The sequence below is a fragment of the Microcoleus sp. LAD1_D5 genome (assembly GCF_036702115.1).
Taxonomy (GTDB): Bacteria; Cyanobacteriota; Cyanobacteriia; order Cyanobacteriales; family Microcoleaceae; genus Microcoleus.
Window position 1 is genome coordinate 1 of the sequence record NZ_JAUBSA010000030.1, and the last position, 20,819, is coordinate 20,819.

General features: G+C 47.1%; 9 protein-coding genes. 6 read left to right on the forward strand and 3 right to left on the reverse strand.

Annotated elements, in window-relative coordinates:
* Positions 1-270 precede the first annotated feature (270 nt).
* Positions 271-2,016, reverse strand: coding sequence for an alpha/beta hydrolase (locus QUA70_RS14685; protein WP_333348091.1), 1,746 nt, complete (start codon positions 2,014-2,016; stop codon positions 271-273).
* A gap of 285 nt (positions 2,017-2,301) precedes the next feature.
* On the opposite strand from QUA70_RS14685, the gene QUA70_RS14690 reads away from it, so the two are divergent.
* The 3 genes from QUA70_RS14690 to QUA70_RS14700 all read left to right on the forward strand — a co-directional run bounded on the left by QUA70_RS14690 (position 2,302) and on the right by QUA70_RS14700 (position 6,581).
* Positions 2,302-3,282, forward strand: a complete 981-nt coding sequence (locus tag QUA70_RS14690) for an Npun_R2479 family HD domain-containing metalloprotein (RefSeq protein WP_333326295.1) — start codon at positions 2,302-2,304, stop codon at positions 3,280-3,282.
* Between the two features lie 400 nt (positions 3,283-3,682).
* Entirely contained in the window at positions 3,683-5,833 is a 2,151-nt protein-coding gene (gene ligA, locus QUA70_RS14695; protein ID WP_333348085.1) for an NAD-dependent DNA ligase LigA, read from the forward strand.
* Between the two features lie 334 nt (positions 5,834-6,167).
* On the forward strand, positions 6,168-6,581 hold the full coding sequence (locus QUA70_RS14700) for a hypothetical protein (RefSeq protein ID WP_333326281.1): 414 nt from the start codon (positions 6,168-6,170) through the stop codon (positions 6,579-6,581).
* 400 nt (positions 6,582-6,981) lie between these two features.
* Here the strand turns inward: QUA70_RS14700 and QUA70_RS14705 are convergent, their stop codons facing one another.
* The gene (locus QUA70_RS14705) at positions 6,982-16,365 is read right to left on the reverse strand and encodes a CHAT domain-containing protein (protein WP_333348082.1); all 9,384 of its coding nucleotides are present in this window, start codon (positions 16,363-16,365) and stop codon (positions 6,982-6,984) included.
* A gap of 900 nt (positions 16,366-17,265) precedes the next feature.
* Between QUA70_RS14705 and QUA70_RS14710 the strand changes: the two genes are divergently transcribed.
* From QUA70_RS14710 to atpC, 3 genes are all read left to right on the forward strand, one after another.
* Complete coding sequence (locus tag QUA70_RS14710; protein WP_333348079.1) at positions 17,266-18,114, forward strand: PEP-CTERM sorting domain-containing protein; 849 nt, start codon at positions 17,266-17,268, stop codon at positions 18,112-18,114.
* Positions 18,115-18,246: 132 nt separating this feature from the next.
* Complete coding sequence (gene atpD, locus QUA70_RS14715) at positions 18,247-19,704, forward strand: F0F1 ATP synthase subunit beta (protein WP_242716789.1); 1,458 nt, start codon at positions 18,247-18,249, stop codon at positions 19,702-19,704.
* A 160-nt stretch (positions 19,705-19,864) separates the two neighbouring features.
* Positions 19,865-20,272 (forward strand): ATP synthase F1 subunit epsilon, encoded by a 408-nt coding sequence (gene atpC / locus QUA70_RS14720; RefSeq protein WP_333326293.1) that lies wholly within the window; start codon positions 19,865-19,867, stop codon positions 20,270-20,272.
* A gap of 91 nt (positions 20,273-20,363) precedes the next feature.
* Here the strand turns inward: atpC and QUA70_RS14725 are convergent, their stop codons facing one another.
* On the reverse strand, positions 20,364-20,663 hold the full coding sequence (locus QUA70_RS14725) for a DUF7734 family protein (protein ID WP_333348076.1): 300 nt from the start codon (positions 20,661-20,663) through the stop codon (positions 20,364-20,366).
* Between the last annotated feature and the right edge of the window lie 156 nt (positions 20,664-20,819).

Sequence of the window (20,819 nt, forward strand, 5' to 3'; positions counted from 1 at the left end):
AAAAGCGTTCCCAGACATTGGCGCTTTCGCGTTGCTGTAAGGTTGTTGTCATTTGTTTATGATTGCTTTATTTGGTTGTCAATGTTCGGATGATGTTTCTATTATTAACGGTATTGTTAACGTTTGTAAAGGGGTGTGGCGATAGTTAAACTGATGACTGCGATTAGGAAAGCTGATGAAAGCAGAGAGAGGGCCGTAGCTTGCGGGGCGGGACGCCATCGCCCGATCGCGAAAAGATATGCCAGCGTGCACACGCGGCGCACCTCAACCCTAACGAACGGGAGCTATGGGAGGTGGAGAAGGTAGAGGAACAGGAGCGAGGACAGGTGGAGAGACTGGCCTGCGAAGAGGTGGAGAAATCCTGAACTGCTGGAGTTGCTGCGGGGTGAGCGATCGCAAAATTCTCAGTCCGAGAGTGTCTCTGGAGATGCTTAAAGCGTAGGATGGCTCCAAATACGGGCGGAAATTTGATTTGTTGTTCAAATAGCTTTCCATGAAAGCTAGGCTGAGTCCGCTGAGGTAGCGGCGGGCTAAAGCTGGCTCAGGTCCGATCGCCTCTGCTGGTGGCAAAAAGAGGCTTTGAGGGGATTCCTCGATCGTTGAGAAGTGAGTCCCGTTGATCATCAATACCAGATATTTGTTGAGCGATGTCAGCCATGTGAACGGTTGAATTTGTTCGAGGAAAGCGGGGGCGACGGTATCGGCGCTGCCTGCGATTACCATGACTGGGATTTGGATTGTGCTGAGGTTTGTTTCTCCAAGAATGCTGCTGACGATCGGGTTGACGGCGATCACAGCTTTGATGCGCGGGTCGTCGAAATTGTACTGGTTGCGATCTAGTCCGCGGGCGCGACACTGCAACAGTAGGGAGAGGTTCCAAGTATCGTTTTCGAGCCGGCAATCATTGTCTAGCTGTGCAAAATTAATCCCCGCCCCGGCTAATGCTAAAGCCGTATAGCCACCGAAAGACTGGCCGATGACGCCGACTCGCTGCAAGTCGAGCTGCCCTTGGTAGGTCGGATCGGTTGTAGAAAGTTTGGTTAAATAATCGAGCAGGTCTTTGATGTCGAGGGGGCGGTTGATAAATTCTGCTGGTTCTGCTACTTCAGTGGCTCTGCCTGTTACTAAGTTTTGGATTTGTTGGGCGTTGCTGCCGGGGTGTTCGGGGACGGCGACGGCAAAGCCGTAGGAGGCTAGGTGTTTTGCTAAATACTCGAAGGAAAGGCGATCAGAACCTAAACCGTGTGAAATTACTACTACTGGGGCCGGTTGCTGGCTGCCCTGCGGCAGGTAAATGTCCATATCAAAGGTGCGAGGGCGATTTGGACTCGTCACAGTTACCGATGATTTTTTCCAAGTATAGGGGCCCGGTAGCTGGGGCTGCAGCATTTCGGCGGGCGGTATGGCGGGTTCTGAGGCTGCTTGTGCTTCGGACAACTGGGCGACTCCGGCGATCGTCTGATTGGAACGGTTGATCAGCGATGTCAGCTCGTTGGCGATACCCAAGGCGCGGGCGATGTCAATCCTGATGCCATAGGTGGGGAATTTCCGCAGCACGTTGAGAATTGTCAGGCCTTCTGGATCTGAGGCTGCTAAAATCAGGGCGGCTCGGATGGCATAAAATCCAGGCTGCCGAGCTTTGGTTTGAATTACTCGGCCTAAGCGTCTCAGCAGCACTTCTCCTTGAGGTGTGTAGAGAAATTGGGCGATCGTCACCTGGCTGATTTCAGCTTTCGCTTGCAGGGCGCTGCGAATCTCAGCTAGCTGAGATTCTTTGATGTACTGAGCGAAGCCATCCAAGTTCGAGTCTATTTTGCCTTCTTGGGCGAAGAGTGCCAGGGATTCGATGGGAACTGATTCTTCTAGCGCCCCGTAAGTTACGTAAATTCGCTCGGCACCCATTGCCGGTGTGGCAGTGCAAACAGCAGTGAATGCAAACAATCCTAGGTATTTTGGGGCGATCGACCGCCGAGTGCGAAGGGCAGCAGTGGAGAGACTCCGAAACAGACAGTTCATAACTTTCACACCTAGGACTTCTAATAATTAGTCGGTGAAACGATGTAAATTGTTTCGCCAATATTTAATGCCGAAAAATCGATCTGTTGGTTCGGATGCTTCGGAAATTAGGTTATCTTGGGAAGCATAGCCTAAAAGTAATTTTCTGATTTTACAAGGCTAGCTGAAATTTAAAATTTAACGCCGAGGGGTCAAACCTGGTGGAATGCCCATTGATTATTTTTTCAGCTATGCAAGATATTGTCGATCAAGTTTGTAACTACAGCCTGAGTGAGAGAATTTATGATGTTCAATGCAACTGCTATCCTGATTGACGCTTTTGTGCAAGAGCTGCAGGCCGGCTACCGTCGCACCTACGGCAAGTACAAGCCTGACTACCCTGAAATTATCGCCTGGGCAGGGACTATGGCTCTGGAAAATATCGCTAACTGCGATGCTCTGTACCACAATGTGGAACACACAATGCTCGTGGCTTTGGTGGGACAAGAGATTCTCCGCGGCAAGCATATTCGCGAAGGGGGAGTGTCGCCGGAAGATTGGCTGCACTACCTGATTTCGCTGCTGTGCCACGATATCGGCTACGTCAAAGGTGTTTGTCGCCAAGACCAAGAAGCTGTGGGACTCTACGCTACGGGTATTGACGGGGGCATGGTTTCTGTGCCGATCGGCGCAACTTCTGCCAGTTTAACTCCTTATCATGTCGATCGAGGAAAACTCGTAATTGACGAACGCTTCGGCGGCCACACATTAATTGATGCCGAACAAATCAAGCGCAATATTGAATTGACGCGCTTTCCAGTTCCTGCTAGCGAAACTCATCAAGACAGAAACAATTATTCTGGACTCGCTAGAGCCGCCGATTTGATCGGTCAGTTGAGCGACCCAAATTACCTGCGAAAAATAAGTGCCCTGTTCTACGAATTTGAGGAAGTCGGCACTAATAAAATCTTGGGCTACAAGTCTCCTGGAGATTTGCGACAAAATTACGCCAAGTTTTATTGGAATGGAGTTTTTCCTTACATTCCAGCAGCTTTGAACTACTTGGAATTGACCCAGGGAGGCAAACAGATTATTGCCAACCTCTACGCCAACGTATTTCAAGTTGAACACGCTGAACCGCTCGCTTTCACCAAGCCAAACGCTCAAGAATTCACCAAATCCCGCGCCAATAGCAACTTGAGCGCCGAAAAAAACAGTGAGAATCTGCAACCTTCCATGTCCGGGGAAAACAAGAAATTTTCCGAGTTTGAAGACTTGAATTTGTGATGATTTACGCCCAATATTCGGCAGCTATAAAGGCGAGTCAGTGGATTTTAAGATTGAGAATTCGGTGTGATATGTTGGGCACAACTTTGGGCTTTCAATCAGTCGAAGGATTTGAAATTTACTCCATAGATGAATCTGGGAGGTTGAACAAGAGTCGAAAATTTTGGCCGACGGGCGACTCCTGTCGGAAATTAATTATCCGTTTTTGGGCAGGGTGATAATTAGGATAAGTTTTGATTTTCTAGTTGCTGGATCTTTGTTTTTAGCTCAAATTGAGATTAATCCTCTCAAATCTAAAATGGCTCTGGCAGCAGATAGGTTGCTTGCTCCTTTTTTTTGAGCTAAAATGAAGAGTTATAATCAAAAATTTAACAGCGAAAATCGAAAACCTTAAATTGATATGGCAGCAGAAATTCAGCAGCAAATTCAACAGTTGAGGCAGCAGCTACAGGAAGCTAGCTATGCTTATTATGTTCTCGATGCGCCGATCATTCCAGATGAAGTGTACGATCGACTTTATCGCCAGTTACAAGAATTAGAATCAGATTATCCGGAATTAATTACTGCCGAAAGTCCGACTCAGCGGGTGGGAGAACAGCCTGCTACTCAATTTTTTAGCGTCAAACATAATATTCCTCTCTACAGTTTGGAAAATGCTTTTAATTTTGAGGAATTTGCTAAATGGCAGGAACGCTGGCAAAGGGTAGCGCCCCCCCTAACCCCCGGTCAAGAAGGAAATGCACCCCCCCTAACCCGCCCTTATCAAAGGGGGGGACAAGAGGGAATAACATCTTCCATTAGCAATCAGGAAAACACGGAAATTACTCCCCCCCTTAGCAAGGGGGGGTTGGGGGGGGTTTCCTATGTTTGCGAGTTAAAAATTGACGGTTCTGCTTTAGCGTTAACCTATGAAAATGGAGTTTTAGTCCGTGGTGCGACACGGGGAGACGGCATTGCCGGAGAGGAAATTACTCAAAATGTCAAGACTATTCGTTCGATTCCTTTAAAGCTCAATTTAGATAATCCGCCGCCTGTTGTGGAAGTGCGGGGAGAGGCTTTTTTGTCTTTAGCTGTGTTTGAGGAAATTAATCGGGAACGGGAAAAAGCAGGGGAACAATTGTTTGCTAATCCTCGCAATGCTGCGGCAGGTACGCTGCGGCAGTTGGATTCTAAAATTGTGGATAAGCGACGGTTGGATTTCTTTGCTTATACTCTGCATTTAGATCAGGGTAACGAGGGTGACACGCAGTGGGATTCGTTGGAATTGTTGCGACGAATGGGGTTTAAGGTGAATCCCAATCGCAAAATTTGCTATGCTTTGGATGAGGTTCGCGAGTATTACGAATATTGGGATACTGAGCGGCGGAATTTGCCTTACATGACGGATGGGGTTGTTGTTAAGATTAATTCGGTTTTGCTGCAAAAACAATTGGGTTTTACTCAGAGGTTTCCGCGTTGGGCGATCGCCCTGAAGTATCCCGCTGCCGAAGTCCCTACAATAGTAGAAGCTGTCACCGTACAAGTAGGCAGAACCGGGGCTCTGACTCCTGTAGCGGAACTCAAACCGGTGCAGTTGGCGGGGACAACGGTTTCGCGGGCTTCTCTCCATAATAGCGATCGACTTTCCGACCTAAATCTCCACATTGGTGATACTGTAATTGTTAAAAAAGCTGGGGAAATTATACCAGAAGTTGTGCGAGTTTTGCCAGAACTTCGCCCCCAAAATGCTCAACTTTTCCAAATGCCTAGTTGCTGTCCCGAATGCGAACAGCCTGTGGTTCGGGAAAAGGGGGAGGCCGTTACTCGCTGCATCAATACATCTTGTCCAGCGATTTTGAGGGGTTCGCTGATTCATTTTTGCAGCCGGGATGCTCTGGATATTAACGGTGTTGGGGAAAAGTTGGTGCAGCAAATGGTTGATAGCAATTTGGTGCATTCTGCGGCGGATTTGTACGATTTGACTGCGGAAAGATTGATGAGTTTGGAACGCATGGGTAAGAAGTTAGCAGAAAAGTTGGTAAGTGCGATCGCCCAATCGAAAAATCAACCTTATTCGCGGGTACTTTACGGCTTGGGCATCCGCCACGTCGGCAGTGTGAATGCTCAATTGCTGGCAGAAAGGTTTGCAAATGTGGAAGAGTTAGCAGCGGTATCGGCGGCATCGATTGAGGGCGTTTACGGCATCGGGCCGGAAATTGCTCAAGCTGTTTATCAGTGGTTTCGAGTGTCGGCAAATCAAAGTTTAATTGCACGGTTGAAAACTGCGGGATTGCAATTGCAGTCAGAAGTTAAAAATCAAAATTTAGCGAGTACAAATTTACAATTTGCAGGCAAAACTTTTGTGCTGACGGGAACTTTACCCACTCTGAAACGAGATGAAGCTAAAGATTTGATTCAAAAAGCTGGAGGGAAAGTCACAAGTTCTGTGAGTGCTAAAACTGATTATGTTGTTGTGGGAGAAGATGCGGGTTCTAAGTTAGAAAAGGCTCAATCTTTGGGAATCGAACTACTTTCGGAAGCTGAGTTATTAGAATTGCTATCGAAACCCTAAATGATTGGTGAAAGTCAATATATCTCTCTTTTTTCTTTCTCTGCGCCCTCTGCGCCGTCTGCGGTTCGTAAAAAAGCTGATTCACTTGAGCCGTTTTCCGACAACATCGCCAACGATTCTATTTCCCTAGGTGCCAAATAGCCGATCGCGAATTGGGCAATACCTCAAAAGGCATAGAAATCGCGATCGCACTTGGTCAATATACCTACTTCCCCGGCGGTGCTGCCCGAATCGGTTGTCGGTACTGGCTAGTTTTGCTAAAATTTGATAGAGTTTGCAATAGCGATCGCCACTGCCCGCTTAGCCAAATCCCAGCAATCATAGGAGATACATTATGTCGGAAGTTCCAGCAGAACAAACACAAACAAACTTGACAACTCCCGAAATAACTACCGAAAGCTCAATTTCGGGAGTGGAAAACGTGAAAAATAGTTTGGGAAACATCCTAAATAGTTGGAAGTTGAAAGCAGGATTAGCCGTTGCTGTACTTTTGGGAGTTTTGCTATTTGCTTTCTACTGGCAGCATATGATTGCAGTGGTAGGTATGAAGAGTTGGTCGGCGCGATCGGGAGCTAACCCGATCGAATGTATGGTAAGAGATACTAATAACGACGAGTATGTCAGTTGCAGCGCCCTCCTCGATCAGCAGATTGTCCCTCTTGAGTGCAGTTCGAGTTTGTTCAATATCGGCTGTCGAGTCAATTACGGAACTGCGGCACCCAATCCGAGACAAAGCAGCCCTAGATAGAGCATCTGCGGGTTAGAGATGATTGTTGAACGAACAAATTTGCTACTTAAAATATGGGGGTTACAAAAAAACTCTCACCGTGAAAACACTCCAGCAATAAAGAGCGGAAAACTATTGTTTTTCTTGTTGTAAATTAGCAGGTAAGTCTACTTACCTGCTATTGCCATTAGGTAATCTGTGATAGATGATGTGCGGCAGTATATTGGCGATCGGAAGGTTTTTGATGATATTACTTTGATCGTGATGAAACAGAAAGAGAGTTCCAAACCCCCTGGATCGATCGCGGGTTGAAATTGGGGCAGCCACGGGGGAACCGCCCCAACTACCCCAAGCGGGCATTGTCGCTACTGTAGAAACTTTCGTCCCTAAGAAGCGGAGAATGAAAGATAAAAATAGCAGCTTACCAAGGGCTTCCGATCATGGTGAAACTGCTCCAATAGTAAGGATGAGAAAAATTTTGGTTTGTTTGTTGTAAATTAGCAGGTAAATTTAACTTGCCGCCTGTTGTTACTAACTGTCCGTTTTCCAGTCGTACTTTACCGGACATTATTGCTTGTTGAGCCAGTTGCAAAGCTTCTGCCTTAGTTGTGGTTCCTCGCAACTGGTGGTAAAATTCGCTCATCAGCCCCAAAGTGCCTCCATCGTCAACATACCACAAACTCCCTAAAGCAGATTTCGCGCCGGATTTTACTGCTAAACCTCCAAAACCTAACTCTGCTTCCCGATCGCCCATAGCAGTTCTACAAGCACTTAATACTAACAAGTCTACCTGCGGATTTCGCCAATTCAAACTCTCCATGCGATCGAGCTGCAATTTGGAATTCCACATTTGAATGTAGGAATTGCTCGCTTTTCCCGGTTTGAATTCAGCGTGAGTTGCTAGGTGAACGATCCGAAATCCTCCCTTGGTGTGTTCCGACTTGAGATTATCTAAAGTGAAAGTAGAATTGAGGAAAGATGGGCTCTGCCACTGAGCCGAAATCGCCTGCAATTCGATCGGCACATTGGGCAAGGGCTGTTGGTCAACAAATTCTGACCTTCCCATTGCTAGCACTGTGGCGTCTCTAACAGCTTTATAATCGGTATTAGTCGAACTAAAACTGGGAATTAGGCTGAAACTGTATTTTTCAATCAAGAAGCCTTTACCGTCGTGCAAAGCCGCAAAGGGCAGGCTTCGCAATCCCGCATCGACTGACAGTAACAAAGTCTGAATTCCTAAGTTTTCTAAGTCTTTTTCTAGGGGTGCGATCGCCCATTTATATAGTTGCTGGGCTGCGGGTAGATAACTGGTACTAGCGCGTTTTGCAGGATTGGTGATTTCAGCTCGCAACTCCTGGACGGTAGGGAAAAGAGCTGCTCTGTTGGCTTCGGGGACGCTGTAGTGAATCGGCCGGCCGACCGGAGGAACTAAAATTAGTTCCAGTCGATCTTCTCGCGAGACTATGTAGATAATACCAGACCGCTTGCCGGTTTGCTGTTCAATATTTTGTAAGGTTTGTTGGAATGTCGAAATCAAGAGTTTTTCCTCTGGGAGATTGGCTTTTACCCCCAGGTATTCTCCAAATTCTTGATTCCTCATTTCTTCGATTCGCCAGACTATGTTCTGTATGTCGTTAGCTTCAAAAAGTCCATCGGGAGACGGAACATATCCCAGAACTAAATTAGAAGTAGGATTGACTGTTGGTGGTTGTTTTGATTCTGGTGGGGACGGTACGATGTCCGCGGGTAATTGACTGGTGATACTTTGATCGATGGTTAAAACTCGATCGGTAGCAGCAACACCGGGATTGTCTAGCGGTGGAGTTTTCGGGGGTTGAAAGTCTTCTGAATCAGGGGTTGAAGATTCTCCTTGCGGTGCGGGTGTATCTGCGGCTGTGGGCGATGTTGTTGCTGTCACAGGTCCGGGCACTTGTATTTCCGTAGGATCGATCGGAGTGGGAGTGACACTTGGAGTGGGAGTGACACTCGGAGCGGGAGTGGGAGTGACACTTGGAGTGGGATTGGGAGTGACACTTGGAGTGGGAGTGACACTTGGAGTGGGATTGGGAGTGACACTTGGAGTGGGATTGGGAGTTACTAGCGGAGTGGGAGTTTCACTCGGAGTCGGAGTTGGAGTTACTACCGGAGTTGGAGTGACACTTGGAGTGGGAGTTGGAGTTACTAGCGGAGTGGGAGTTTCACTCGGAGTCGGAGTTGGAGTTACTACCGGAGTTGGAGTTTCACTCGGAGTCGGAGTTGGAGTGACACCTGGAGTGGGAGTTGGAGTTAGTACCGGAGTTGGAGTGACAACTGGAGTGGGAGTCGGAGTTAGTACCGGAGTGGGAGTGACACTTGGAGTGGGAGTCGGAGTTAGTACCGGAGTTGGAGTTTCATTCGGAGTCGGAGTTGGAGTTACTACCGGAGTTGGAGTTTCACTCGGAGTCGGAGTTGGAGTTACTACCGGAGTTGGAGTTTCACTCGGAGTGGGAGTTGGAGTTACTACCGGAGTTGGAGTTTCACTCGGAGTGGGAGTTGGAGTTACTACCGGAGTTGGAGTTGGCGTTGGCGTCGGATCGATCGCGTCGTCAGTCGAAAACACAATATTACCCACACTACTAGAACGCGGAAACGACTGCGATGTAATGGTAGATTGTCCCGTTGTAATTGCACCCGCCGTACCGTTGCTAGCAGCATCCCCCACCACAAACGGTTGAATCGGCGTCCCTCCATCTCCCCCAGCGTGCACAATTGTAATTTTGCCACCACCGGCGCCGCCAGCAGTAGAAATGCTAGCAAATCCCGTGGGCGACAGTGGGGTGGAAAAAGTACCCGTAGCGCGGAAAAAATTGCCTGTTATTGCTGTCACCTCGCCACCGGTGCTGCCTGTACCGCCTTGGGCATTGATAAACTCTACTTGAATATCGCCGATCGGATCTAAGAACACATTGCCGGCATTTCCGACTATACCGCTAGAGTTAATTTGTCCGGTTGTAATTGAAGTTATCGCCTTAACAGTTATGTTGCCGCCACTGTTTGCCAATGTATTCAAATTGCCTGCGGTGAAATTGTTACCGCTTGTAAATAGAATTTCTCCGCCATTAGTAGTAATATTTTTAACACTTATATCGCCCTTGGCAGTAATATCGACTTTGGCGGCGGTGACATCTCCCGATAAATTGACTTTTTCCGTGTTTAGTGCTGTCAATTGTTGCGCGTTAATTGTCGAGTTTCCTGTCACATTACCAGCATTTTCGATCGCAAGATTTCCTAACTTGCTGATGGCACCCACCGAACCGTTGAAAGTGATGCTGCCGCTACCGGAGGCTAGAGTTAAGTTGCGGGCCGCATCAATACTGTCGATCGCATCTCCGAAGGCAATATTTCCCCCTGCCGTACTCAATATCGCATCTTTCGTCAACCCGAGAAGACCGTTAATATTGATATTGCCATTATTAGTAGTAACATTGCCACCCAACTTAGTGCTGGCAGCGGCAATATTAAAACCAGAATTGCTCGCAATATTACCGTTAGTGAATTCCGCCTGCGTTGCGGTAACATTCAAAACAGAAAGTGGTGCTGTTCCTCCGATATTTCCTTGTACCAGCACATTGCCTGTAGCCGCATCTAAGTTCAACAAATGATTACCGTCTATCGCACCAGTTATCTTAATATCTCCGCCGCTGCTACTGAGATTAATATCGTTGCCGAGTGTGACAGTGCCGTTGAGACTGATCGGATTTTTATTGGTATTGATGCCATAATTCAAATTAATTGTGGCAGCCTTGAGAGCAATGCTGCTGTTGTCATTGCCGGTAATAGTGCCATCAAGTGCGATCGTACCAGTTCCCGTTTGAATATTTACTGGATCTAAAAATGTGAGATTAAAGGGAATACTAATATTAGCACTGCTATCCGAACGCCCGATCGCGATCGAGCTAAATCCATTTTGAATTAAATTAAGTTCCGATGCAGTCAAATCTAAAGCGCTAGTATTGTTATCAGTTCCGCCAACAACAATATTTTGTCCTGCTGTTGCGGGTTGCAGCGTTAACGCGCCCGTACCAGAAACGTTTCCAGAAAAATCAATTTCACCTGCTGTTAAATTCAGCGGGTTACTACCGGCCGATAAAGTAGAACCGAAAGCAATAGTTGCATCTCCCAGCGTAAAACTTACAGGAGCTTTTAATGTCACCGGGTCGCTAAAACTAATGTTATCATTAGTTGTGGTGATATTTCCGCTCACCGCAACATTACCCCCGCCATTTTGAATAAAGGCACCGTCTAAGTTCAGGTTTTTCTCAATATTGAGATTCACCTTATTGGTAATTGTGAGTGTGCCTTCATTGGTGGTTGTTACAGTTCCTTTGAGATTAACATTATCAGCATCAATACCGAGATTGCCAGCTACGTCAACTGTCTTGTTGAGAGTAACTTCGCTGCCTGAAAACACCGACTTTGGGGCAACAGTCACTGCATCTGCATAAGTTTGACTGTCGGTGGTGGTGACATTGCCCCCTAAAGATATCTTGCTGTTGGCAGTTAAACTTGTGAGAGGAGTTGTTTCGCCGATCGCACTTTTGAAGGTAAGATTACCGCTAGCGGCCTTCACAGTCAAATCGCTGGTACCATCAACAGTATTATTGAAAGTAATGCTGTCACCTAAAAGAATCGGATTATTGGCAATTGTAACTGCATCTCCGTAGGTTTGACTGCCAGTTGTCGTCACATTGCCATTGAGTTGAGTTGTGCCGCCAGCATCTGTAGTCAAACTCGTGGCATTGACTGTTTGATTAAATGCGGTTGTTCCTGTAGAGTTAGCTGTTAATTTGCCGATCGGAGTTACAGCACCAACTGCACCATTGAATGTAAGATTACCCGTACCCCCATTCACAGTTAAATCGCTGATTCCGTCTACAGTATCGTTGAAAGTAATTTCGCTGCCTGAAAGAATTGGATTGTTGGCAATTGTAACTGCATCTCCATAAGTTTGACTGCCAGTTGTAGTCACATTTCCCTTGAGTTGAGTTGTGCCGCCAGCATCTGTAGTCAAACTCGCGGCATTGACTGTTTGATTAAATGCGGTTGTTCCTGTAGAGTTAGCTGTTAATTTGCCGATCGCACTTGCAGCACCAACTGCACCATTAAATGTAACATCACCGCTAACCGCCTTCACAGTCAAATCGCTGGTGCCGTTAACAGTATCGTTGAAAGTAATTTCGCTGCCTACGAGAATCGGATTGTTGGCAATTGTAACTGCATCTCCATAAGTTTGACTGCCAGTTGTAGTGACATCGCCCTTAAGTTCGGTTGTACCGCCAGGATGTGTGGTGAAACTGGTAGCCTTGACAGCATTAAATGTAGTTGAACCAGCACTGTTGACGGTAAGATTTCCTATTCCTAATACTGTCGCGTCGCCGATCAAACCTTTAACCTCAATTTTTCCAGTACCTGTTTCTAAAGTGAGATTGCCAGTGCCATCAATGTTATTGTTAAACAGAATATTGCCACCTGCTGAATTGCCATTGCTGACTAAGACGCTATCTCCAACTAAGGTATTCCCGTTAATTGTGATATTTTGAGATTGGGTGGTAATATTGCCGTTCAGGTTATTAGTTGTAGCATTGAGAGTAATTGAAGCATTATCAGTTCCCGAAATGGATTGATTGGGATTGACAAAAATAGCGCCTTGAGTATTGAAAGTCACAGGATCTGCAAAAGATACTGGCAAATTCTCTACAGTGATATTGCCTGTAGTAGTGTTCCCTCCAAAAACAATGGCACTAAAGCCATTACGCAAAGAGGATAAAAACGGTGATCCTATATCGATCGCCTGCGGATCATCACCAAGTCCAGCCTGGAAGCGGATTCCGACATTTGGCGACAACGGCTGAACTGAAAAACTCCCTTTACTCTGCGCGAAACCTGCTCCCGAAAAGCCAATCTCATTGCCGCTAATGCTAATATTTCCAGTACCGGGCAATCCATTAGCATCAATGCTATTTATCCCAACTTCATTGGGAGTTGCGATCGCGATATCTCCACTGGCACCGGAACTAGAGCTAGAATTAACTACTCCTGAGTATGCAAAAATGTTGCCTGTTTGACCTGTGAGGGTGATTTTTCCGCCATTACCAGCAGTGGAACTGGAGTTAAGATTACTAGCTGTAATATTGTTGGCACTGAGTGCGATCGGGCCACCATTTCCGGTACTGGATGTGGTATCAATTGCCCCTGCAGTCGTATCAATATCCCCATTAGTGCTGGTAAGGGCGATCGCCCGTCCAGGATTTCTCATACTACCAACGGTAATATTGCCTGTAGTTTCAATCGAAAAATCGATCGGACTCTTAACATCGAAAGAATTGATTGTTTTCAGGGAACGTAAAGGTACTGTATTTCCAATGGGCCCGTTGACATTAATAACGCCTGTTCCCGTAGTCAAAATTAGGTTGCCATCGCCGTCAACCGTTCCCCCAAAATTAATGTCGCCTGCATCCGTTAAGCCAGTATTGAGAGTGACATTAGAATTTGGAGTGAGAGAGACTTTGCCACCAAAGGTAATATTCTGTTCGTTGGTAAGAATATTTGCGTTTAAGTTAGTCGTTGGAGCATTAAAAGTAATTGAAGCGTTGTTTTCGCCTGTAATGTTTCCATTCACTGCAATTGTGCTAGCTTGCATTGTGACGGGGAAATTAAAAGTAACACCAGCGGGGTCAATTGCGATATTCCCCGTCCCATCCGTGCGCCCGATAATCATTTGGGAAAACCCATTTAAAAACGGAGGTGCCAGTTCAGCACTGCTGAGATTCAAACGAGCGTCCGCAGTATTACCGCCCACAGTAATATCTAAAGTGGGAGTAAGCGGCTGCAACTGGATAGTCGCAGTACCTTTAACTTGAATTGTTCCTGACAATTGAATTTCATCGCCAGTCAAAGTGACATTGCCGCCTAAAGTTGCGTCAATCACAGCGTCCTCGGTGAGGTTAATTGGAATGGAATTGTTGTTAGCCTTTCCCGTGAGACTAATCTTACCCGTTCCCATAGCTTGCACGCTGCTACTATCCTCGAACGTGAGGAAGTGAATGCCGTAGCTGTTAAGTGCTGCACCTACACCCGTACCGGTTAAAACAATATCTCCATTCTCCGATCGTACCCCGCTATCGCTGAGCCTGATTCCGGAATTACTGCCCGTGCCTGCACTACCCGTCCCCGTCAACGTCACCTTTCCCAAGCCTGCGGTTTGGATAAAACCGTTAGATATCTCTATACCCTCGTTGAAAGCCCCTGTCCCACCACCTGTACCAGTCAGACTGATATTTCCAGAGAGCGCTTTCACTGTGGCGCCCATGAATATCCCTTCATTGGAATTAGTCCCATTGCCGCCAACACCCCTCAGAGTCACATTCCCGGTGCCTGTGGACTCCACCAGCCCTCCCACCAAAATACCGCTGTTGTTGTCCGCGCTCCCCTGACCTGTTCCAGTTAGGGCGATATCTCCATTCTGGGATTTTACCGTGCTGCCCAAATGCCTTATCCCTTGATTGCCACTCGTCCCATTTCCCCCAGTCCCGGTGATGGTGACAGTCCCGTTCCCCGCCGTTGACTCCACTGTAGCGTTGTTTAGATTAACGCCTCTATTTTGGATTCCTGTCCCCGCACCTGTTCCAGTCAGGCTGACATTTCCCCCAGCCGATCGCACTGTACTGCTGTCAATAGATATCCCTTTATTATCATCTATCCCGTTTCCGCCAGTACCGTTGAAAGTAATACTCCCTGTTCCGATCGATTCCACTGTGCTGGTGGTATTAATGTTAATCCCGTTGCTGCCGCTTCCAGTTCCACCTGTGCCAGTGAGGCTGATATTTCCATTAGCTGAAGTCACCTTAGATGTACCTGTAACAACAATACCTTCGGGGGTGAGTTCGGTTCCGCCAGTACCGTTGAGAGTAATATTGCCGCTGCCAGTAGTTTGTAGTGTGCTAGCGCCAATCGAAATACCATTACTGTATAATACGGCCCCACCGTCTCCTCCGCCGAAAAAACCTAAGCCACCAATACCATTCAGGTCAATGTTTCCATTTCCGGCATTAATTGTGCTGTTCTGGACAATGATTCCCTCCCCGATGCTCCCCTGACCATTACCCAGGAAATTACCACCATTAGTATCGATCGTCGAACCTACGATACGGACACCACCACCGTTTAGATTATCACTATCAGCATTCAGAGTAATATTTCCTCCCTGACTTGTGATATTGTTATTAACAGCAATATTATTATTAGCATTCAGAGTCAAGGAATTACTATTAGCCCAAGAAATCGGAGCGTTGACTGTAATATTACCTTGGCTCGGAAAATCCGATGCAGTGGAAATAGTCACATTTCCCAAACCTAGCTGTGTTTGCAGCGTCCCATTATTAATTGTAGAAGTAGCAGCAGAGGGCGTAAATGCTCCCCCTGCTAAAATGCCGCCTGTCTCCGCACCTGTACTAATAATAATATTAGTAGGATCTAATAATAAGGTGCCAGCAATCCCAAAGGTCGATCGCAAATCAACTAATCCTTGAAAATCCAGCGATTGCTTTCCCGACACTTCCACAAAGCCGCCATTCCCAGAAAACAAGCCACCTCTGGCCGTAATATTGCCATTAAAGCGAGTAGTTTCATCAGCCCAAACTATGACTCGCCCGCCATTCCCATTACTAACAGCATCAGCATTAATCGTCGAGTTGCTGCTAACAAAAGTCCGCGAAGCACTGGGCACCGTCCCCAAACCCTGATAATCTCCGCCAATCAGTACATTACCGCCACCGTTAATCCCAGAAGCATTGATATTGCCTGCAATAACTCCTACTTTGTCGCCTAAAATATTTACAGTACCGCCAGTGTTGCCAGAGACATTGACACTGCCGGATGCGATCGCCGTTGCCGCAGTTACCGGCACAGCAGCATTCCCCGTCAACACAATTTCCCCATTGGGATTTACCCTCAAACCCGTCGCCTGTGCCACACCTTGTCCAGTCAGCAACTCCGGCAAAGATAACACTGGCTGCGTCCAATTGTTCGGCAGCGAACTTTGATTTGCTGTCGGCTGAATATCCAAACTCAATAAATTTCCAGCTTGAGTAATCCGCACCAAATTGTTACCCGGTACGGCGCTGATGAGAATATTGCCGCTAGGCGCAGTTACCTGACCCGTATTGACAACCGTACCGCCGATCAAACTTAAACTTTGACCTGGTGTCACAGTCAGATTGCCTGCATTAACAATGCTTCCCCCTGGCAAATTTGTAAACGCAAAACTATTCGGTGTTCCGATGAAAGTTGCCCAATTGTTATTGCCGATCGCACTAAACCACTGATTGTTCCCAAAACCAATCCCTGTCGCCGTAGTCGCATTAAAAGATCCCGGCACGTTGAGACTGGCATTCGGCCCGAAAATTATGCCGGCAGGATTCATCAAAAATAAATTGGAATTCCCTCCCGTAACTTGAATTAAGCCATTTATTAAAGAAGGATTACCCCCAGTAATCCTTCCCAAAATATTTTGAATATTGGGATTGGTCAGAAAGTTAGCCGTTTGAGCCTCGCTGAGGCCAAACTGAGTAAAACTGTGAAAAAGATTAGCCCCATCTCCGCTGAAAGACCCCCCGGAAATGTCGTAGCGGTTGCCGTTGGGAGTAACAACTGTGTTAGTGCCGTCCGCTGCGGGGGCGATGGGTTGCGCGTTTGCCGAACCCGCCCCTGCACTCAGCCAGCCAACAAGGAATAACCATCCGAGCAAATGTAGTTTGTTGGGTGTCATTGTGTTTAAAGATTGTGCTTAAAGTGCGATCGTATTTATTTCTCCTATATTTACTCCTAAAAATTCCTCATGTCAATAGGAGCCGTCTATTTTGGGTGACAGAATAATTATAAATGAAAAAGGAAATGTAGGTTTTTAATTAATATGATTTACGTAAAAACAGTTTTTTTTACTAGAAGTCAGGCGCGGGAAAGGAAACTTAGTTTCTTTTTTTGACTTTCAATGCTTCGATGATCCAATTACCTTAAAAAACCAGGTTAAAGCGTCCGGGACTGTGGGGGAAAATATGGCGCGGAATGCGAGGGTGAGGGGTTTAAAAAACTCGGAATTTTAGTCAAAACTACGTAAGTACCGATCGCCTGTTATACAGCTTGCTTAGAGTGGCAAAAAACTCGCTCACATCCCTACTCGCGGTAGCCGCCGCTGCTTTCTGCATCTGCCGAGCAGCTTGCAGCGCGCTTTCAGGAGCAACGAACCCAACAGCCGACTTTCTCTCAAAAACTTTATATTTTATGGATGAACTTTACCAAAGCTTCATAAAGCTCGATTAAAAATTTTATGTATTTTTGATGAAAGCCAATATTTACAAGTCTTGTACTCAACTTTAGACAGTTACCGCAACGAAGTAAATGTAGTAGGTTGGAAGCCTAAGCAGGATAAAAATCTTGCTCTTACAGATGAAACTGTGGCAATCTGGTGTAAGTGAAAACTCTTAGAAGAAGCACTCATTTACTCCAAAACACCCTTAAGTGAGATCTGTGGGTAGATTCACTGGTGTGGAGCCTCTTCTTTAGGTTTGACGATCGTCCTAAATATAGCAGGCTCGCGATCGTCGATTCGCGTCACGGCAACATGGCATTTTGCGCCTTACTACGTAACAATACTGGAGGAATCAGGGTTATGACTACCTTAACGCTAGTCAAAAAAACATCTTTTACAGTCGCCAGCTTGGCAACCACAATGTTGCTCAGCATCTGCACGCCCGTCCGAGCTTTCACGTTTGGCACGACCGGCATCCAGTTCGAGGAAGATACCAGTATAAACTTTACCTTCGAGCAATCTCACAGCCCTTACCAGTCCAGCTTGTGGGTGGCCAAAGCTGAGTCAGGAAACAATGGCTACACCAACATCTACGAACTGTTTAAGGAGACTAAACCCTCAGATAACGGCTCTGCCAACAACTGGGAAGGAACCTTCGGCAACGCAGTCACCTCCGAAAACGGCTCCATCACCCAAACCTTCAAATTTTTGAAGGATCAAATTTATGCCCTGCTGCTGTGGAGCGACACGGGTAGCGGCAAGCCTTTCGAGCAATACGTCTCGTCGAGTACCTTCATGAACAGCACCCTATGGTGGGCCGCCGGCACCCAGTTCCGAAGAGATGAATGTCTGGTGGCGGGATGTCAGCTTGCTGTGTTTGGTGACGACTTTATGCTCGACTACAACTCCAGCGACTCATTTGCAAACATCAACGGCGGTAAAGGCCCAGAGCAATTTTCATCGCTCACAAAGGCCCAACTGGCTAAGGGCCCAACAAAAATCTCCTTCGACGATGCCCAACCAGGAACCCAGCTTGACTTCAAAGACTTCACCGTGTCGGCTGAGTTAGTCCCCGAACCAGTCCCCGCACCAGTCCCCGAACCAGTCCCCGAACCAGTCCCCGAACCAGTCACAGTGTTCGGGACTATCCTGGGTATCGGGGCTTTGGCTGCGGCTCGCAGGAAAAAAAAGCGAGGGCAGGAACCATAAAAATGACTCTTAACCAGCCCCATACAAATCTAAATAGTGCGTCTGTTCAGTGGTAATCTGAGGAATAGCATTTCTAAATGTTAAGAGTTTTTCCAATATCGGAAAAATAGCATCCTAACAAAGGCACTATTCATGGTATCCACCGCAACAAAAACGAACGTAGGCTACATCACCCAAATCATTGGGCCGGTTGTAGACGTAAAATTCCCAGGCGGCAAACTGCCCCAAATCTATAACGCTCTCACGATTTCCGGCAAAAACGAAGCAGGTCAAGACATTGCCGTTACCTGCGAAGTTCAACAACTGCTGGGAGACAGCCAAGTGCGTGCAGTTTCCATGAGTACCACCGACGGCTTGGTGCGTGGCATGGAAGTAGTAGATACCGGGGAAGCGATCCAAGTTCCCGTCGGAATCCCAACTCTCGGCCGGATTTTTAACGTCATCGGTCAACCCGTAGACAACCTCGGCCCGGTCAATACTTCCGAAAGTATGCCCATCCACCGCAACCCGCCGGCTTTCACCGAACTGGAAACCAAGCCTTCGGTGTTTGAAACTGGGATCAAGGTGATCGACCTGCTGGCCCCCTACCGTCGCGGCGGCAAAATCGGTTTGTTCGGCGGCGCAGGCGTCGGCAAAACCGTGATTATGATGGAACTCGTGAACAACATCGCCAAGGCTCACGGTGGCGTGTCCGTGTTCGGTGGTGTGGGCGAGCGCACCCGCGAAGGTAATGACCTCTACAAGGAAATGATCGAGTCGGGGGTTATTAACGAAGAAGACCGCAGCAAATCAAAAATTGCTCTGGTTTACGGTCAAATGAACGAGCCGCCTGGTGCTCGGATGCGCGTGGGCCTGTCGGCTCTGGCGATGGCCGAATACTTCCGTGATGTCAGCAAGCAAGACGTGCTGCTGTTCATTGACAATATCTTCCGGTTTGTGCAAGCGGGCTCTGAGGTATCGGCTCTGTTGGGTCGGATGCCTTCGGCTGTGGGATATCAGCCGACTCTCGGTACAGACATGGGCGACTTGCAAGAACGGATTACTTCGACTACCGAAGGTTCGATTACTTCGGTTCAAGCTGTGTACGTACCTGCGGATGACTTGACTGACCCCGCACCGGCTACGACTTTTGCTCACTTGGACGCTACAACTGTGTTGTCTCGCGGTTTGGCTGCGAAGGGGATTTATCCTGCGGTTGACCCGCTGGATTCTACGTCTACAATGTTGCAAGTTAGCGTTGTCGGCGAAGAGCACTATGGTGTTGCTCGTCAGGTGCAGTCAACTCTGCAACGCTACAAGGAATTGCAAGACATTATTGCGATTTTGGGCTTGGATGAGCTGTCGGAAGATGACCGCTTGACCGTTTCTCGCGCTCGCAAAATTGAACGGTTCTTGTCTCAACCGTTCTTTGTGGCGGAAGTGTTCACGGGTTCCCCCGGCAAGTACGTCAAGCTGGCAGACACCATTAAGGGTTTCCAGATGATTTTGGCTGGCGAACTTGACGAATTACCGGAACAAGCTTTCTATTTGGTGGGCGATATCAACGAGGCGATCGCCAAAGCTGAAAAAATGAAAGCTGACGCCAAGTAGAAAATTGGTAATGGGTAATGGGTAATGGGTAATGGGTAATGGTAATGAGTTATTGGAACTAACAAATTACCAATTACCAATTACCAATTACCAATTACCAATTACCAATTACCAATTCCCAATTCCCAATTACCAATTCCCAATTACCAATTCCCGATTTATGACATTAAATGTAGAGGTAGTGGCCCCAGACAAAATTGTTTGGAATTCTAATGCCGAAGAAGTAATTTTGCCAAGCATAACAGGCCAATTAGGTATCTTGACCGGTCACGCTCCGATGGGGACGGCTTTGGATACGGGAGTGATGCGCGTCCGTCCCGGTAAGGAATGGGTAGCCATTGCTCTCATGGGCGGCTTTGCAAAAATCGAAGAAAACCGAGTTACTATTATTGTCAACGGCGCTGAAAAAGGCGAAACCATTGATAAAGAAGCTGCTCGTACTGCTTACACCGAAGCAGAAGCTCGTTTGGAAAAGTCCGCTAGTGGAACCAAACAAGAGCAATATCAAGCTAAGGAAGCAATCAAACGCGCGAGAGCTCGTTTCCAAGCTGCCGGCGGCACGCTCTAGCTCTAAGGGTAAGGACATAGTGCTTTTGTAGTAGGGACACAACATTGTTGTGTCCCTGCTGTTTTTCTGGCGTTGTGTCCCTAATGTTTTGCTAAACTCCCGCCTCGCACAATAGAGATTGCATTGTTTCCCAAGATAACCCCTGCTGAAGATAGCGGGGGTTATTTGGATTGTAGGGGCTCTCCACGCGATCGACACTGACAATTTTTGCTTCCTCCGGCAAAACAGCAACCTCTGGATCGAAAGCAGTCGATCGCGTCAGGGAACTAGAAAAGCCTTTAAAAATAGCAATTTCATCGAATTCGCCGTCAATTTGGGCTTTGACGATCAAAACTTCGTGCGATCGTTTTATGGTGTATTGTTCCAAGCGACGAGCAATAGAGTCAGCCATAATAGATAAGTTGTTGAGGATTAAAATTTAACCTTTCGCCCGGGCTAGGAGTAACAGCCTACAATAAAATTGTGCCAGATGTGAGATATAATATACCTTGATTTAGTACCCAATTTCAGAGACTGCTAGCCAAGTATTTAGCCAATTATTTATCTT

Bases quoted from the DNA above. Each gene is read 5' to 3' on its own strand.
- QUA70_RS14725 (WP_333348076.1), bottom strand. From the start codon at position 20,663: ATGGCTGACTCTATTGCTCGTCGCTTGGAACAATACACCATAAAACGA.
- ligA (WP_333348085.1), top strand. From the start codon at position 3,683: ATGGCAGCAGAAATTCAGCAGCAAATTCAACAGTTGAGGCAGCAGCTA.
- atpD (WP_242716789.1), top strand. From the start codon at position 18,247: ATGGTATCCACCGCAACAAAAACGAACGTAGGCTACATCACCCAAATC.
- QUA70_RS14700 (WP_333326281.1), top strand. From the start codon at position 6,168: ATGTCGGAAGTTCCAGCAGAACAAACACAAACAAACTTGACAACTCCC.
- QUA70_RS14685 (WP_333348091.1), bottom strand. From the start codon at position 2,016: ATGAACTGTCTGTTTCGGAGTCTCTCCACTGCTGCCCTTCGCACTCGG.
- QUA70_RS14690 (WP_333326295.1), top strand. From the start codon at position 2,302: ATGTTCAATGCAACTGCTATCCTGATTGACGCTTTTGTGCAAGAGCTG.
- QUA70_RS14705 (WP_333348082.1), bottom strand. From the start codon at position 16,365: ATGACACCCAACAAACTACATTTGCTCGGATGGTTATTCCTTGTTGGC.
- atpC (WP_333326293.1), top strand. From the start codon at position 19,865: ATGACATTAAATGTAGAGGTAGTGGCCCCAGACAAAATTGTTTGGAAT.
- QUA70_RS14710 (WP_333348079.1), top strand. From the start codon at position 17,266: ATGACTACCTTAACGCTAGTCAAAAAAACATCTTTTACAGTCGCCAGC.